Here is a 15059-nt window from a genome sequence, read left to right on the forward strand (position 1 = left end):
GAGATACAGTCCAGGGGAATCTGCAGGTCTTCCTGCAAGGAGGCTCGGATCTGTTCCCGGAAGGGTCCTAGTTTCGGTTGTTCCAGGATGACCGTACAGTCTATATTGCCTGGACGATAACCGGCAGCGGTCACTCTTCCCAGGGTCTCTCGTAACAATTTTCTGCTTGAAACATCCTTCCATTCGGGATCTGAGGGGGGGTAGTGTGTTCCTATATCTCCCTGGGCAATAGCCCCCAGCAGAGCATCGATCAGGGCATGGAGAAGTACATCACCGTCGGAGTGGGCGTCTTCTCCCCAGTCCGACGGGATGGTGACACCAGCCAGAATGAGAGGCCTGTTTTTGACCAGACGGTGTATGTCATAACCCAGTCCTATCTTCATTTAACCTTCAGGTCTTCCGGATAGGTGATTTTTGTATTTTCCGGGTCACCTTCCACCGTGTGGGAAGGACCGATGTAGGAGGACCAGATTTCAGAGTCGTCAATAAAGACCTTCTTATCAATCCTTGCCTTTTCATGGGCTTCCAGTATTTCCGGATAGGAGAAACCCTGAGGTGTCTGAGCACTGACTGTGGAGCTTCTCACAAGATGCTGTACAATATCCCCCAGAGGATTCAGAATCTTCATCGCACTGATGGACCCCGTCACAGGAGTGCTGTTCCCTCTTTGTATGGTTCCTTCCAGAACACGATCAATCAGTTTTTCACTGATATGAGGACGGGCTCCGTCATGGATCAGGACCAGATCGCTCTTCAAATCTTTCAGTGTTACAAGGGCGTTATACACAGAGGACTGGCGGCTGTCTCCCCCCTGAATATAGCTGATGGGGAAATTGATCCTGTGGAGGGCTTTTTCCATCTCCTCTTTCTTTCCTTCCGGATAGGTCACACAGATATGATCAAACTGCTCAGAGAGAACAAAAGGAAGAACTGCCCTTTCCAGAACTGTTCTTCCTTTAATCAATTTCAGCTCTTTTTTACCCTTGCCTTTCATCCGGCTGCTGGAGCCTGCGGCGGTAATGATTACGGCTTTTATCATATTATTCTGATTCTAGTTTGCTGAAAACCAGCTGCTCCACATCATCCTTGGATTTACCGATAGAAAATGAAATTTCATCGATGAGAAGTTTCAACGCACTGTCGTAGAGTTTTCTTTCAAGGATAGGAAGCTCCTTGATTTTACTTCTGTGATACAACGTGGTTACAACCGTGGCGATATCTGTAACATCTCCCTTCTTGAGGAGATCCACATTCATCTGATAACGCAACTTCCAGTCTGTAGGAACAGGTTCATACTCTTTTGTGATAATTTCCAGAGCTTTTTTTGATTCTGCAGGAGATACAATGGCCCGGAGTCCAAGCTCAACTGCTTTATCCACGGGGACCATTACAGTCATGTCAGACACTTCAAGATAGATCTCATAATAGAGGATCGTTTTGCCCTTGAATTCTTTTTCTTCTATGTTCTCTACCCGGCCTACACCCTGGGTGGGATAAACAACTTGCTGTTTGGCTTTGAATAGAGTCTTCAGGTTTTTTTCCATAGCCGACAGTATACCCTGCCGCGGTTTTCTAAGTAAACCACAGCAGGGGTTTTGGAAGGCATAAAAACCTGAAATTTAATGGAAAATCAGACGCTATAGGTGGATGCAGCCACTCCGCCGCCCTCTCCGGTCCAGTCTGTATGGAAGAACTCTCCTTCAGGCTTGTCCAGACGCTCATAGCTATGGGCTCCAAAGTAGTCTCTTTGGGCCTGCAGAAGGGATGCCGGGAGGCGGGCACTTCTGTAGCCGTCAAAGAAAGCCAGGGCCGAAGACATGGCCGGCAGGGGGACGCCCCAATTGACGGCCTGAATGACAACTCGCCTCCAGGCGGCCTGGCTGTTTTCGATGATTTCTGTAAAATAGGGTGCCTGGAGCAGGTTTTCCAACTCCTGCTTGTCGTCAAATGCTGTTTTTATATCTCCCAGAAAGGTGCTTCGGATGATGCATCCTCCTCTCCACATCAGGGCAATGGCTCCATAATTCAAATTCCAGCCGAATTCTGCCGCAGCCTGCCTCAGGAGCATGAAACCCTGGGCATAGGAAATCAGTTTTGATGCCAGGAGAGCTTGTTCCAGATCTTTTAAGAAGGCTTTCTGATCGGACACTGCCTCCTTGGGGGGGGCTTCATAGACTTTTGATGCCTTGACCCTTTCCTCCTTGAGAGAGGAAAGACAGCGGCTGAATACAGCTTCTGCAATCAGAGTGAGGGGTATTCCCGCATCCAGTGCGGCAATTCCGGTCCATTTTCCCGTTCCCTTCTGACCGGCACTGTCTTTTATTTTTTCCACCAGGGGCGCTCCGTCTGTATCTTTATAGGCCAGGATATCACCTGTTATCTCGATCAGGTAACTGTCCAGGGCCCCATTGTTCCAGCCTTTGAAGATGCTACTCATTTCATCATGATTCAGGCCCAAACCCTCAACCATCAGCTGATAGGCTTCACCAATAAGCTGCATGTCACCGTATTCAATACCGTTATGCACCATTTTGACATAATGGCCTGCCCCTTCTTCTCCCACCCAGTCGCAGCAGGGGTCTCCCTCTACCTTGGCTGAGATGGACTGGAGTATGTCCTTGATATGAGGCCATGCCTCAGGATTTCCTCCCGGCATAAGAGAGGGCCCTCTTCTGGCACCCTCTTCTCCTCCCGACACACCGCTGCCGACGAATAGAATTCCCTGGACAGCCAGTTCATTCATACGCCGGGTGGTGTCGGGGTAATGGGAATTTCCGCCGTCGATGATGATGTCTCCCTTCTCCAGAAAGGGGAGGAGCTGTTCGATTACACTGTCTACGACGGCACCTGCTTTGACCATGATCATGACCTTGCGGGGACGTTTGAGGGTGGAACACAGCTCTTCCAGGCTTTTCATTCCCAGGATGGTCTCCCGTCCGGCGGCATTCCCGGCGAGGAAATCTTTGGTCACCTGTCCTGTTCTGTTGTATACGGCCACTGTAAAGCCGTGGTCATTCATGTTGAGTACCAGGTTTTGCCCCATTACGGCCAGTCCGATCAATCCGATATCCGCTTTCATTTTATCCTCCAGAAGTCTTTTTTATTTATATATATGGTCGAGCCTGTTCAGTCCGAGTCTTCCAGTTCATTCAGCCATATTTCAGGGTCACTGTCGCTGGGCATCCGCCAATCTCCCCGGGGAGAGAGGGCGATGGTTCCCACTTTTGGACCGTCGGGCAGGCAGGAACGCTTGAACTGCTGGCTGAAGAAACGGCCGATAAATTTTTTCAGCCAGCCCTTGATAACAGATTTCTCATATTGTCCATCAAAGGCTATCTGGGCCAGATACAGCGTCTTGGACGGTCCGAATCCACAGCGGACAAATTGATAGAGGAAGAAGTCATGAAGTTCGTAGGGTCCGATGACATCCTCTGTCTTCTGGGCAATTTTGCCCTGTTTGTCAGGAGGCAGAAGTTCGGGACTGATGGGAGTATCAATGATGTCGTAGAGTATCCCGGCCGCCTTTTTATTGTCCATCTGGTCGGCCACAAACTGGACCAGGTAGCGGACCAGGGTTTTGGGAACTCCCGTATTGACGGCGTACATGGACATGTGGTCACCGTTGTAGGTGCACCATCCCAGAGCCAGTTCGGAGAGATCCCCCGTGCCGATGACAATGCCTCCCAGCATGTTCGCCTTGTTCATGAGGTGCATCGTTCTCTGCCGGGCCTGAACGTTTTCATAGGTCACATCGGAAGGTTCCCCATGATGATTCAGATCCTCCAACTGACGGGTGCAGATATCCTGGATATCCAGGACTTCCAGAGGAATGTTCATTTCTTCACACAGGATCTGTGCATTGCTTTTTGTCCGATTGGTTGTTCCGAAGCCGGGCATGGTAAAGCACTGAAGACCCTCCTGTGGAAGGTCAATCCTCTTGAAGGCTTCCCGGGTTACAAGCAGGGCCAGGGTGGAATCCAGTCCGCCGGACAGCCCGAGAACGGCGGCTTTACAGCCGATATGCTTCAGCCGGGCCGCCAGGGCTGTGCTCTGAATGGAAAAAATTTCCCGGCAGCGTACTTCTCTGTCTTCTTCTGAGGAGGGGACAAAGGGGTGGGGATCAACCCTGCGGCGCAGGTCTTTACTGCCAGAGAGGGAGACGATGGAACTGCCACCCTGATAGCCGATGGTCCGGCAGTCGGAGGCTTCCAATTCCATGGCCTGGGAATAGGAGGGAGAGCTGATCCTCTGATGTTCCAGGAACTCCAGGTCCGTATCGCTGCAGATCCAGCTGCTCTCCGTCTGAAAGCGTTCTCCCTCCTTCAGGAGCTTTCCATTTTCATAGATAAGAGTATGGCCGCCATAGACCGTATCTGTCGTAGATTCTCCCGGTCCGGCCGAGGCATAGGCATAGGTTCCTATACAGCGGGCGGATTGCTGGGATGTGACCTGTTTGCGGTAGTCTGCCTTTCCGACCAGCTCATTGCTGGCAGAGGGGTTGGCGATGATAAGGGCTCCAGCCAGGGACAGCGCCGTGCTGGGAGGCAGGGGAGACCACAGGTCTTCACAGATTTCTATACCGAAACGCATGAGAGGATTGAGTTCATCCTGAAAGATCAGATCCGTACCAAAGGGTATTTCTCCCTGACTCAGGGATATAAATTCTTCCCTGCTGCTCCGGCCCGAGCTGAACCAGCGCTGTTCATAGAATTCATTGCTGTTGGGCAGATACGTTTTGGGAACGATTCCCAGGACCCGGCCTCTCGATAAAATAGCCGCACAGTTGTAAAGGCCACTGTTGATAAGTAGGGGAAGACCGGTAATCACCGGGAAATCCAGGTGGAGAGTTTCTTCCGCCAGTGACATGAGGGCCTTTCTGCTACTCTGTAGAAGGCTGTTCTGGCGGAACAGGTCTCCGCAACTGTATCCGCTCAAAGACAATTCCGGAAGGAGGAGAAGGTCTGGCAACTCTTTTTTCGCCCCGTGAATCAACTCTATGATGGCTCGGAGGTTTTTCTCTACTGCGGCCGGTTTGACCGACGGGACGGCGGCACAAATACGGGCAAACCCATGTTTTTTCACTATATTCTCCTCATCTGTGAATTTAGCTCTCCTGCGACCCTCTGTCAACAGAAAGGGGATTTTGGAAATCATAGAAGCCTACAATATTGTATAATGCCCGGGTTTTCATATTTTTCTGTAGACCCTTAGCGGCAGTGATTCATTCAATCTGTGAATGAGACTCCTTTAAGTCCTTATCTGAAATAGATCTAAGTCCTCATAAATCCCGCATTCTTCATCTGGCATAAAAATTGCGTATATGTTTACAGAATGGGGCAGAGAATCCCGGCCCAATTCAACAAGGGCTGCCTGATTCAAATTGAATATGAACCTTGTCGGAATGAGAGGCTCTGAGGGTGGTTTAACCCTCATCAAAGGTCTATAATCCCGGCGAGGTTGTATGAAATATCGAAGCCCTTCCGTCCAACAGCCGGTGGTTCTGAAGACTCTGATCTTCCTGCCGCTCATACTGATTCTTTTCATATATGCTGCCAGCGCCATCCATTCTCTCCATAAGATTCGCACTCTTGATCTCATATTTGATTCTCTTTTGACGGGGATTCCTCTTTCCGTCAAAGAGGAGGCTTTCCTTCATTCTCTCAGTTTTTCTGATCTTCCCGAGTATCTTGAATCCTGGTCTCCCTCCCGGCGGGATGCGGTCCATCTGATCCTGGGGTATCGGGGCATCACTCCGGCCGCAGAGGGGAGGGTGAGTCCCATGACTCCTGCTCCTTTTAATGAGCTGGGGGCAGATGGATTCCTGATTGCCGAGGCGGAAGCGCTTGTGAATCAGGATGACCCTGAGGCTGCAGAAAAACTTCTCAGGGAGTATTGGCTGCTCCATTATGAAAGCAGTGAGAACCTTCCCGAACCTGAGATTTTCGACCAGACCAGGACTGTGATTCTGAAGACGAATACTGCGGATTTCTGGATTGAATTCCTTTCAGGATGGTCTGGTTTCCTTTCTTCAGGATTTGAGTCGGCCTTTTTACTGGCCTCCTGTTATGAAAAAACAGCATCCTGGGAGGATGCGCTTTTCTGGTATGACCAGGCGGGTCTCCGATCTGACCATTGGCAGAAGTTGAGACGGACAAGGTGGTACAGGATGAGGATTCTTATCCGCCAGTTTCCCGAAAGGCTGCCGGATTTTCTCGATTCTGTGGGTGTTCTCAGGGATGATAATTATTTTGATGACATCCTGGATGAGTTTTTCAGTGTTCTGGTAAGACAACGTCGCTGGAAGGAGTTTGCTCGCATCCTGCCGTATCTGCAGAAGGCGGGATTGACCGGTCCGGCCTCTCAGGGATTGTTCCTTTTGGATTGCGGACGGGAAGATGGTTTTGTGACATTTGAAGATCCCCTTCTGGACCATTTTTCTCCGGATCCCAAGGGCTACTACGCCTTGAGATCCTCTCCAGAAACCTGGCCTCAGATTCTCTCAACTGAGACAGCAGATGACAGTGGCGATGCCTCCCCTTCTGTCCAGGGATCCCACCAGGCATCCTACATTGACGAGGTCTATGCCTACCTTTTTAAGGCTGGATATCAGAAGCAGGCATACCAACTCTGGAAGGCAGATCGACCTTCCCTTTCTATCGATTCGGTCATCGCCTTTTGCCAGTACCTGGAAGGGGAAGGAGATCTCTATGAGCTGATCCGCTTTGCCGGCTTCTGGTATTATGCACTTCCTATGGAATCGGCATTGAGACTTCTTCCCTGGGTCTTTCCCGGATCAGAACGTTATACCCTGCCTGATGAGTTTGTTCCCGGGGAACTGATTCTTGGCATTATTCGAAGAGAGAGTGCCTTTAATGAGACCATCTCCTCCGGGGCCGGAGCGGGGGGATTGATGCAGTTGATGCCGTCCACCGCTCAGGAGCTGGCCCGCAAATACAGACTGGATGACTGGGACCTTATGAAAGCCGAAGATAACATCAACCTGGGCACACTGTACCTTCAATGGCTTCAGGAGCGGCCCTGGACCAGTTCCTATATCGATGTTCTGGCCGCATACAACGGCGGGGGAGGGAATCTCCGTTCCTGGAAGAGGCATCACTACTATGAAGATCCGGATCTGTTTATTCAGAGCATTCCCTTTCGAGAAACCCGGGATTATGTGCGGAAAGTCATTGTCGCGGCGGCTTCATACAGGTATCTTGATACCGGGATTCCTCCCGGAGACTGGCTCGACCAGTTTTACAGCTCATTTTGAGCTATATTCTAAACTTTAGTATTGATACCAAGTTGAGGTGAATAATATGACATATTTACAGGGCATCGTCCTAGGACTTATTCAGGGGCTGACAGAGTTCTTACCCGTTTCCAGTTCGGGCCATCTTCTGATGGTAAGAAACCTGATGGGCCTGGGAGACACTCCCATCCTTTTTGATGTACTGCTCCATATGGCAACTTTAATTGTTGTTCTTGTGATGTTCCGGAAAATGATTCTTGAACTTCTAGGGTCCCTCTTCCGCTGGATGACCCGAAAGACAGTGGAGCAGGACAGGAGAAATATGAAGCTTATCGGCATTATCCTCATTGCCGTATTTATTACGGGAGTTCTGGGAATACTTATCAGCAATTTGAATATTTCTGAGTCTCCTAAAATCGTTTTCCCCTTCTATCTGGTTACGGCGGCACTGCTGTTAACGACAATCAAATCAAAAGGCGGACGGGATTATAACGATTTGAACTATAAAGACGGTATCTTTACGGGTATCGCCCAGGGATTAGGCGTTCTCCCGGGGATTTCCCGTTCGGGAATCACCATTTCGGCGGGCCTCTATAGACAAATGAACCGTGAAGTGGCTGCGGAATATTCCTTCCTGATTTCCATCCCCGCCATCCTGGGGGCTCTTTTACTGGACTTGAAGGATGGGGGAGAACTGATGAGAAGTATTTCCGGACCCGTACTCGGGGCTTCTTTTCTGGCGGCTATGATCTCAGGATTTCTGGCTCTCTGGATGCTGGTTCGTCTGATCAACAGTGGTAAGTTCTACTACTTCAGCTTCTATCTGATTCCTCTGGGAATCCTGGGACTGATATTCTTCTGATCATAAGTGTCGGAATTCTCACCTTTACAAATGTTCAGGTTCCAGTGTTCAGAACCGGGGCAAAATTTCCGATAATTTAAGGGACGAGGAGAGTCTTTTTTGAATAAATATGCCCGAAACCTATCTATTATACTGGCAGGAACTGCAGGCCTGCTCTTCTTTGTTATCGTCCTTGCCCTTTTCGGTGTCTCTGCCGGAGGAGTCTCATTTTTATTCAGAACTTTTCATCTGGCCGCATTTTACGTGCCCCTTTATCTGGCCGTCTGTGCCCTCATCCTTCTAAAACCCCGGGGTATGGAAAAGCTGCTGCTCACATTGAATCTCTCTCTTCTCCCTTTTTTAAATCTGGCACTTCTTCTCCACGTCCTGTCAGGGAATAAATCCATATTTATATCCAGATACCTGATCTCTGAATTGGGAGCTGGCCTCTCGGTGCCTTTTCTGCTCCTCCTTCTGCTTGTTGAATGTGCTTTGATCTACAAACTGGTGGACTTTCTTTTTCCAGACAGCTCCTGGTTTCCCATCGGTAGGGATATTTCTCTCTGGATTAAAAAAAAGAGCCATTCCCTGATAGAATCTCTGCCCAGTCATTCCTTCAAGGATCCCATTCGAGAAGAGATCTATTCAAAGAATCCATCCGAGGAGGGAGCCGAACCTGGTGTCGGGTCCTTTTCCATTCCTGATATGCCCCAGCCTATCCCTCCCGTGGAGATCATGGATGATAGTGAGATTCATGATCTCATCGCGTCTGTTATTAAACCTGATACATCCCGAAAGAACGGGTTTAATCCTAATAAAACATTGAGCATTGATGATGTGGTCAATCCCATTTATGAAGAGGGAAATTCTGATTCCCATACTGAGACTGCTGATCCTCCTGAAGATATTGTTCCTGTTCCCGATGAAGATCCTGGAATCGAATTTTTAATGGACCATGAGGACAGTGATCTATCGGCGAGTCTTGAAAATCTGGAAGAAGATTCTCAGGAGGACGAGGATATCCAGGATGAAGACTATGAAGAACAGGGTTATATCACAGACCGCTACGAGGATCTGGAAGCCTTGAGGGATGAGCCTCTTCTGGATGATGAGAACCCCATTTCCATAGAAAATAAGTTGTATCCCGAGGGAGAAAGCGAAAAACTTGGAGTCCTCAGTCCCGGAATGCTTCCCAAACACAAGAGGAAAAAAGAGTACAAGGTCCCGGTGGTCGGACTGCTGAAGGAGTATCCCGATGACGGGTTTAATGAGGTTGATGATTTCACACGGCGTCAGGGGCGGGCTCTCGAAGAAACTCTGAAGGAGTTTAAGATTGAGGCCAGTATTGTCGGCATTTCCAGGGGACCGGTGATCACCATGTTTGAGATACAGCCCGCCCCGGGTGTGAAGGTTTCCAGTATTGTAAACCTTCAGGATAATCTGGCTCTTCGCCTTGCGGCTTCCCGCATCCGTATCGTGGCTCCCATTCCGGGCAAACAGGCCATCGGTATTGAGGTTCCCAATAAAAAGCGGTCTATCGTCTCCTACAGCGAGCTGGTATCGTCGGAGGAGTTTACTAAGGCTGACTATGAAATCCCAGTCATATTGGGTAAAGATATCAGCGGAAGCAATCAGATTATCGACCTGACCAGGACTCCCCATCTCCTTATTGCCGGATCAACCGGGTCGGGAAAATCGGTTTGCGTCAACTCGTTGATCTGTTCCATCCTGTATCAGAGGTCTCCCCGGGAAGTCAAACTCATCATGGTAGACCCTAAGATCGTTGAACTGAAGCTCTACAATGACATTCCCCATCTTCTGACCCCTGTGATTACCGAATCGAAAAGAGCTTTCCAGGCCGTTCAGTGGTGCCTCTATGAAATGGAACGGCGATACTCCCTCCTGGACGCGATGGGAGTCCGTGATATCAAGAGTTTTAACAAACGGATCAAGGAACGGGATATTGCAACAACCCATCTTCCCTATATTGTTCTTGTCATCGATGAGTTTGCCGACTTGATGGCTACTTCAGGTAAGGAATTGGAGGCCATCGTTGCACGTTTGGCAGCCATGTCCCGAGCCGTGGGAATCCACCTGGTTCTGGCCACGCAGAGGCCGTCCATCGATGTGATTACCGGACTGATTAAGGCCAACTTCCCCTCCAGGATCGCCTTTATGGTGGCAAGCAAGACTGACTCCCGGATCATCATCGATATGATGGGTGCGGAGAAGCTGCTTGGGAAGGGGGATATGCTCTTTACTTCCGCCTGGGATCCCTTTCCTTCCCGGGTACAGGGGGCCTTTCTGTCAGAGGACGAGGTAGAACGGGTTGTTTCCTATGTGAAAACCCTGGGGGAACCCGACTACATTGATGATGAAATATTCCTGGATGAGGATGACTTCGAAGGCGGTTCAGATTCAGGTCCCAGCTCCTTCTCGGATCCCCTCTATGACAAGGCCCTGGATATTGTCATATCCGCAGGGAAAGCCTCGGCTTCCTACCTGCAAAGACGGTTGCAGATTGGCTATAATAGAGCCGCCCGATTGGTGGAAGAGATGGAGATTCGAGGGATTGTTGGACCTCAGAATGGAAGTAAACCCCGGGAAGTTGTTCATATCCCTGACAGACCCGGCTCTGAGATGCTGAATACATAAATTGGTTTTTTTACAGATTTACTTGTTTTTCTTCTGCTTTTCTTCTGTCTCAGCCCGCCGTTTTTCGGCCATCTCTCTGATTTTCACGGCAAACTCTGGGAACCTAACCAGGATCTGGTCAAAGGTGTCCTTGTCCAGGGAATAACAGTCACAGTAGTCTTTGGCCTTGATTGTGGCATTTCGGGGAGCACTCAGCAGCAGGGCGATTTCTCCAAAGAATGAGCCGGAACCCAGGGTCGCATAGACAACTGATTCATCTTCAGATACAACATCTACCGAACCCCGGCTGATAAAGTACATTTCATACCCTATTTCCCCTTTGATCACCACAGAATCTCCCGGAGTAAAAATAACAGGTTGCAGATTCAGGATGATTTCCTTGATGAACTCTTCATTTGCTCCTTGAAAGATGGGTACTTTCTGGATGATCCCTCTGTTCAAAAAGAGAGAGACCGAGGTCTTTAGAGGTTTGGGAAGGTCCTGCAGGATGGATGACTCATCATAGCCTCTCCTGCTGTCCCAGAGGTAGTCATAATAATCCCCTATTTTATTCTTGAGGTCATGAGGGATATTTTTGTAGCGCAGAAAGGTTGTAACCTTTTCCATCTTTTCCTGATACTGGGATTTTGCAATATCGATATTGGCAATGATATTGGCAATGTTACCAATGATGAAACCGTACATACCAGCACCGATAAGCTCGATTATAATTACAAAAATCGTTTCTAGATTAGTACTGGGGGATATGTCCCCATAACCAATTGTTGTCAGAGTTGTGACTGTCCAGTAAAAGGAGCGCAGGTACATGGATTCGGCGTTGAGAGGATTCAAGGCTCCCGGATTTTCCCAGATAGACATCCAGGCGCAGGAGATGAGATGAGCCGCAATGAGTATCCAGAATATCAGGAGAGACATTCTGATAAAACTGGGATTCAAGCGTTTGCTGTTTCTGATTCTACCTATCGTTCTACCGATCCTGAGTAGTTTGGCAAGCCTTAAAATATTGCTTAGAAAGGCAATCTGCAGCATGAGTGGACTCGGGAAAAGGGATAAAATCATAAAAAAGGGAAAGGCCGCCAGAAGATCGATGGGAAAAGCCTTTTTAAGATAGTTTTTGAATATGCTTTCTTTGTGCCTTATCAATTCACGCTGTTCGAAATAGGCCGTATGCGACTCAATCAAAATATCAGCAATAAAAATCATGGAGATACAAAAATCAAATATCAGCAGAAGCCCGTTGAGAGGCAGTTGATAGACCATGATGAGAGGGATAATGATTGTAATGGCAATCGTCAGGATCAGGATAAATATATCCCAGCTGATTTTTTGGTGGGTATCGGGATGTATAGCGGGAATCTTCATAATTTACATTATCGGTTCTCTCATTTATGAACTGTATTAATAAAATCTTTTCTGGTAATTCAAGCTGAAAGAATTATCATTTAGAGCTGGTAAACATGTTCCGGCAGGATAGAAATGTCTTATGCCCATACAGAACATCGGGAGGTGATTAAATGAGAGTAGTTGAAAAAGAGATCTTTGATCTGGTGGACGAGAATGATACTGTCATCGGACGTGCTGAACGCGATGATATTCACGGTAATCCTCAAATGATACACCGGGTTGCTCATGTTCTCGTGTTCGATTCCTCGGGAGAACTATACCTCCAGAAAAGGAGCATCAAAAAAGATGTTCAACCCGGAAAATGGGATACATCGGTTGGGGGGCATGTCAACAGTGGTGAATCCTATGAAGAGGCTGCCTACAGAGAGATGAAGGAGGAACTGGGAATTGAGGGTGCCATTCTTGAGTTTTTATACCGCTATCTTCATAGAAATGAGTATGAATCGGAATATGTGTCGACCTATCGATGTCTCTGGAATGGTGCCATTGAAATCGAAAAGCATGAAATTGATGAGGGCCGATTCTGGTCTCTTCAGAAAATCAGAGAATCTGACCCCCGTAAGTTTACACCCAATTTCCTGGATGAACTGGTCCGATTTAAAAGATTGTCAGGGATGTAATTCAGGAAAAAATCAGGAAGTAGATCTGTCCTTGCTGACCGGATACCACCAGGAATATCCAAAGAGTAAGGTCATTACCAATATCTGTCCCTGGGAATAGTTTTTAGTTTTACCGATGGTAGATGCGAAAAAAGCATACTGTAGAATCTGAAATGAACTGAAGATTAAGAGACCGTACCAGCCTTCCTGAATCTGCATCTCCATTCCTCTGTAAATGAGAATGATCCACACCCCGATATGAAGGCTCTGCTGAATCCGCCAGAAGTACTGCATCCGTTAATCACTCCTCAATGGTTAATATTATACTCCCTCCTCCCCTGGAAAGCAGGGGAGTCTTATGGTTGTTTTATGAAGTTCCTGTGAATAAAAAGACCGCCCTTTCGGGCGGTCTTTATTCTTATTGAAGGTTAAAAAAATTAACCCAGCACTGGTACCAGTGCCAGGAGAACACCGGCTGCTACTGCAGATCCGATGACTCCGGCAACATTTGGACCCATGGCGTGCATGAGCAGGTAGTTGTTGGGGTTTTCTTCCAGACCCACCTTGTTGGCAACGCGGGCTGCCATGGGTACTGCAGATACGCCTGCTGCACCGATGAGGGGGTTGATCGGGTGTTTTGGATAAATTTTATTCATCAATTTCGCCAGGAGAACCCCTGTGGATGTTCCGATACAGAAGGCAACGAGTCCCAGGATTAGAATACCCAGGGTATTGAGGTTCAGGAACTGACTGGCCTGCATCTTGGAACCGACAGCCAGACCCAGCATGATGGTGACAATGTTGATCAGAGCATTCTGCATGGTATCAGAAAGTCTGTCAGCAACACCGCACTCTTTGGTAAGGTTTCCAAACATCAGGGCACCCAGTAGAGGAGTCGCAGAGGGAAGAAGAAGAATACAGGCTCCTAACACAGTCAAGGGGAAAATAATCTTTTCCGTCTTGGTCACGTGTCTGAGCTGCTCCATCTTGATCTGGCGTTCCTCCTTGGTCGTCAAAGCCTTCATGATAGGGGGCTGAATGATTGGTACCAGCGCCATATAGGAATAGGCCGCTACCGCAATTGCCCCCAGTAGACTCGGAGAAAGCTTGGATGCAACGAAGATTGCCGTTGGTCCGTCAGCTCCTCCAATAATACCAATGGATGCAGCATCATAGAGGTTGAAGGTGATTCCGGGAACATACTGTCCAAGAGCCACTGCACCCAGGAGGGCAATAAAGATGCCGAACTGAGCAGAAGCGCCTAATACCAGGGTCTTCGGATTTGCCAGAAGGGGTCCGAAGTCTGTCATGGCTCCGACTCCCATAAAAATGAGGAGAGGAAAAAGACCGCTGGTCACACCCAGATCATAGAACATCCCGATAAAACCACCGGTTATTCCATGAATAAGCAAGGCATTTTCAGTGAAATCACCATTTAATACTGTATGAGCGGCTATCTCCGCAAAGGGAATATTACTCAGGATTGCACCCATTCCGATGGGTACAAGCAGGAGAGGTTCAAATTCTTTTTTTATGGCCAGGTAGAGCAGACCGAAGCCTACTGCAATCATGACCAGATTACCCCAGCCTCCGGTTTGTAAAAACCCGAAGATACCGGTGGTCAGCCAAAGCTCCCGGATGGAAGCTACAATTGTCTGTCCGAATGTCATAGTTTATCACTCCTAATTTCTACCAGGGCATTGAATGTATTGCCCTGGTGTTACCGGCTCAAGGCCGAAGGGCCTTAGCCGATTTCAATTAGACACTGTCCAGCAGTGACCTGATCTCCCTGAGATACGGAAATGGCCAGTATTGAGCCGGAAACAGGAGAGGAAATAGGTGTTTCCATCTTCATGGCTTCCAGGACAATGACTTCATCTCCTTCTGAAACACTGTCGCCGACGGCAACAGAAATTCTCAATACAAGACCGGGCATGGGGGCATTGACTGGCTGAGCAGGTCCGCTGGACGCTGCTGCAGTTGCAGTTGTTGCTGCTGCCGCATCAATGCCATCTGCGATGGAAATGTCATAGCTGGTTCCGTTGACAACGGCTTTATCACCATCCAGTTTTACACCGTAGGATTTTCCGTTTACTGTCACAGTATAACCTTCTGCGGATGTTGTCCCTGAAGCGGCTGCTTTCCTGGCATTCTTCATGATGTTAACTTTCGCGTCACCCTTAAGGAACATGATTCCCTTATCCTGACAGGCTGCGGCGATGAAGATGTTTTCATCAGAAAGATCTGTAATACCGTTCTCTTTGAGCATCTTTTTGGCTGCTTCAATACCGAGCTTTTCGTTTCTGTC

13 protein-coding genes are annotated in these 15059 nt (G+C 48.5%); 4 read left to right on the plus strand and 9 right to left on the minus strand.

Going from position 1 to position 15059, the window contains the following annotated elements; genetic code table 11:
- From ispF to PF479_RS20550, 5 genes are all read right to left on the minus strand, one after another.
- A partial coding sequence (ispF, locus tag PF479_RS20530; RefSeq protein ID WP_298010918.1) for a 2-C-methyl-D-erythritol 2,4-cyclodiphosphate synthase occupies positions 1–383 on the minus strand: 383 nt, incomplete at its 3' end.
- A complete protein-coding gene (locus PF479_RS20535) occupies positions 380–1039 on the minus strand; it encodes a 2-C-methyl-D-erythritol 4-phosphate cytidylyltransferase (protein WP_298010920.1) in 660 nt (219 codons plus the stop codon). The genes ispF and PF479_RS20535, both read right to left, overlap by 4 nt.
- Position 1040: 1 nt before the next feature.
- Complete coding sequence (locus PF479_RS20540; RefSeq protein WP_298010922.1) at positions 1041–1544, minus strand: CarD family transcriptional regulator; 504 nt, start codon at positions 1542–1544, stop codon at positions 1041–1043.
- Positions 1545–1630: 86 nt separating this feature from the next.
- Positions 1631–3079, minus strand: a complete 1449-nt coding sequence (gene gnd, locus PF479_RS20545) for a decarboxylating NADP(+)-dependent phosphogluconate dehydrogenase (RefSeq protein WP_298010924.1) — start codon at positions 3077–3079, stop codon at positions 1631–1633.
- Positions 3080–3126: 47 nt separating this feature from the next.
- Positions 3127–5082, minus strand: a complete 1956-nt coding sequence (locus tag PF479_RS20550; RefSeq protein WP_298010926.1) for an NAD(+) synthase — start codon at positions 5080–5082, stop codon at positions 3127–3129.
- A gap of 379 nt (positions 5083–5461) precedes the next feature.
- Here PF479_RS20550 and PF479_RS20555 point away from each other — a divergent pair, with 379 nt between their 5' ends.
- The 3 genes from PF479_RS20555 to PF479_RS20565 all read left to right on the plus strand — a co-directional run bounded on the left by PF479_RS20555 (position 5462) and on the right by PF479_RS20565 (position 10748).
- The gene (locus tag PF479_RS20555; RefSeq protein ID WP_298010928.1) at positions 5462–7273 is read left to right on the plus strand and encodes a lytic transglycosylase domain-containing protein; all 1812 of its coding nucleotides are present in this window, start codon (positions 5462–5464) and stop codon (positions 7271–7273) included.
- A 46-nt stretch (positions 7274–7319) separates the two neighbouring features.
- Positions 7320–8114 carry an undecaprenyl-diphosphate phosphatase gene (locus PF479_RS20560; protein WP_298010930.1) on the plus strand — a complete coding sequence of 265 codons (795 nt, stop codon included), beginning with the start codon at positions 7320–7322 and terminating at the stop codon, positions 8112–8114.
- 99 nt (positions 8115–8213) lie between these two features.
- On the plus strand, positions 8214–10748 hold the full coding sequence (locus PF479_RS20565; protein ID WP_298010932.1) for a DNA translocase FtsK: 2535 nt from the start codon (positions 8214–8216) through the stop codon (positions 10746–10748).
- Between the two features lie 18 nt (positions 10749–10766).
- Here the strand turns inward: PF479_RS20565 and PF479_RS20570 are convergent, their stop codons facing one another.
- Positions 10767–12110: an ion transporter gene (locus PF479_RS20570; RefSeq protein ID WP_298010934.1), complete on the minus strand. Its 1344-nt coding sequence runs from the start codon at positions 12108–12110 to the stop codon at positions 10767–10769.
- A 152-nt stretch (positions 12111–12262) separates the two neighbouring features.
- Here PF479_RS20570 and PF479_RS20575 point away from each other — a divergent pair, with 152 nt between their 5' ends.
- Entirely contained in the window at positions 12263–12772 is a 510-nt protein-coding gene (locus PF479_RS20575; protein WP_298010936.1) for an NUDIX domain-containing protein, read from the plus strand.
- 12 nt (positions 12773–12784) lie between these two features.
- Here the strand turns inward: PF479_RS20575 and PF479_RS20580 are convergent, their stop codons facing one another.
- The 3 genes from PF479_RS20580 to PF479_RS20590 all read right to left on the minus strand — a co-directional run.
- Positions 12785–13045: a hypothetical protein gene (locus PF479_RS20580; RefSeq protein ID WP_298010938.1), complete on the minus strand. Its 261-nt coding sequence runs from the start codon at positions 13043–13045 to the stop codon at positions 12785–12787.
- A gap of 143 nt (positions 13046–13188) precedes the next feature.
- A complete protein-coding gene (locus tag PF479_RS20585) occupies positions 13189–14421 on the minus strand; it encodes a sodium ion-translocating decarboxylase subunit beta (protein WP_298010940.1) in 1233 nt (410 codons plus the stop codon).
- Between the two features lie 74 nt (positions 14422–14495).
- Positions 14496–15059: biotin/lipoyl-containing protein (locus PF479_RS20590; protein ID WP_298010941.1), on the minus strand; the 564-nt coding region annotated here is incomplete at its 5' end.

This window comes from Oceanispirochaeta sp. (assembly GCF_027859075.1).
Lineage (GTDB): Bacteria > Spirochaetota > Spirochaetia > DSM-2461 > DSM-2461 > Oceanispirochaeta.

What these genes read in the sequence shown, in the direction of transcription:
- PF479_RS20535 (WP_298010920.1), bottom strand. Translation starts at nt 1,039, where the DNA reads ATGATAAAAGCCGTAATCATTACCGCCGCAGGCTCCAGCAGCCGGATG.
- PF479_RS20540 (WP_298010922.1), bottom strand. Translation starts at nt 1,544, where the DNA reads ATGGAAAAAAACCTGAAGACTCTATTCAAAGCCAAACAGCAAGTTGTT.
- gnd (WP_298010924.1), bottom strand. Translation starts at nt 3,079, where the DNA reads ATGAAAGCGGATATCGGATTGATCGGACTGGCCGTAATGGGGCAAAAC.
- PF479_RS20555 (WP_298010928.1), top strand. Translation starts at nt 5,462, where the DNA reads ATGAAATATCGAAGCCCTTCCGTCCAACAGCCGGTGGTTCTGAAGACT.
- PF479_RS20560 (WP_298010930.1), top strand. Translation starts at nt 7,320, where the DNA reads ATGACATATTTACAGGGCATCGTCCTAGGACTTATTCAGGGGCTGACA.
- PF479_RS20570 (WP_298010934.1), bottom strand. Translation starts at nt 12,110, where the DNA reads ATGAAGATTCCCGCTATACATCCCGATACCCACCAAAAAATCAGCTGG.
- PF479_RS20575 (WP_298010936.1), top strand. Translation starts at nt 12,263, where the DNA reads ATGAGAGTAGTTGAAAAAGAGATCTTTGATCTGGTGGACGAGAATGAT.
- PF479_RS20580 (WP_298010938.1), bottom strand. Translation starts at nt 13,045, where the DNA reads ATGCAGTACTTCTGGCGGATTCAGCAGAGCCTTCATATCGGGGTGTGG.
- PF479_RS20585 (WP_298010940.1), bottom strand. Translation starts at nt 14,421, where the DNA reads ATGACATTCGGACAGACAATTGTAGCTTCCATCCGGGAGCTTTGGCTG.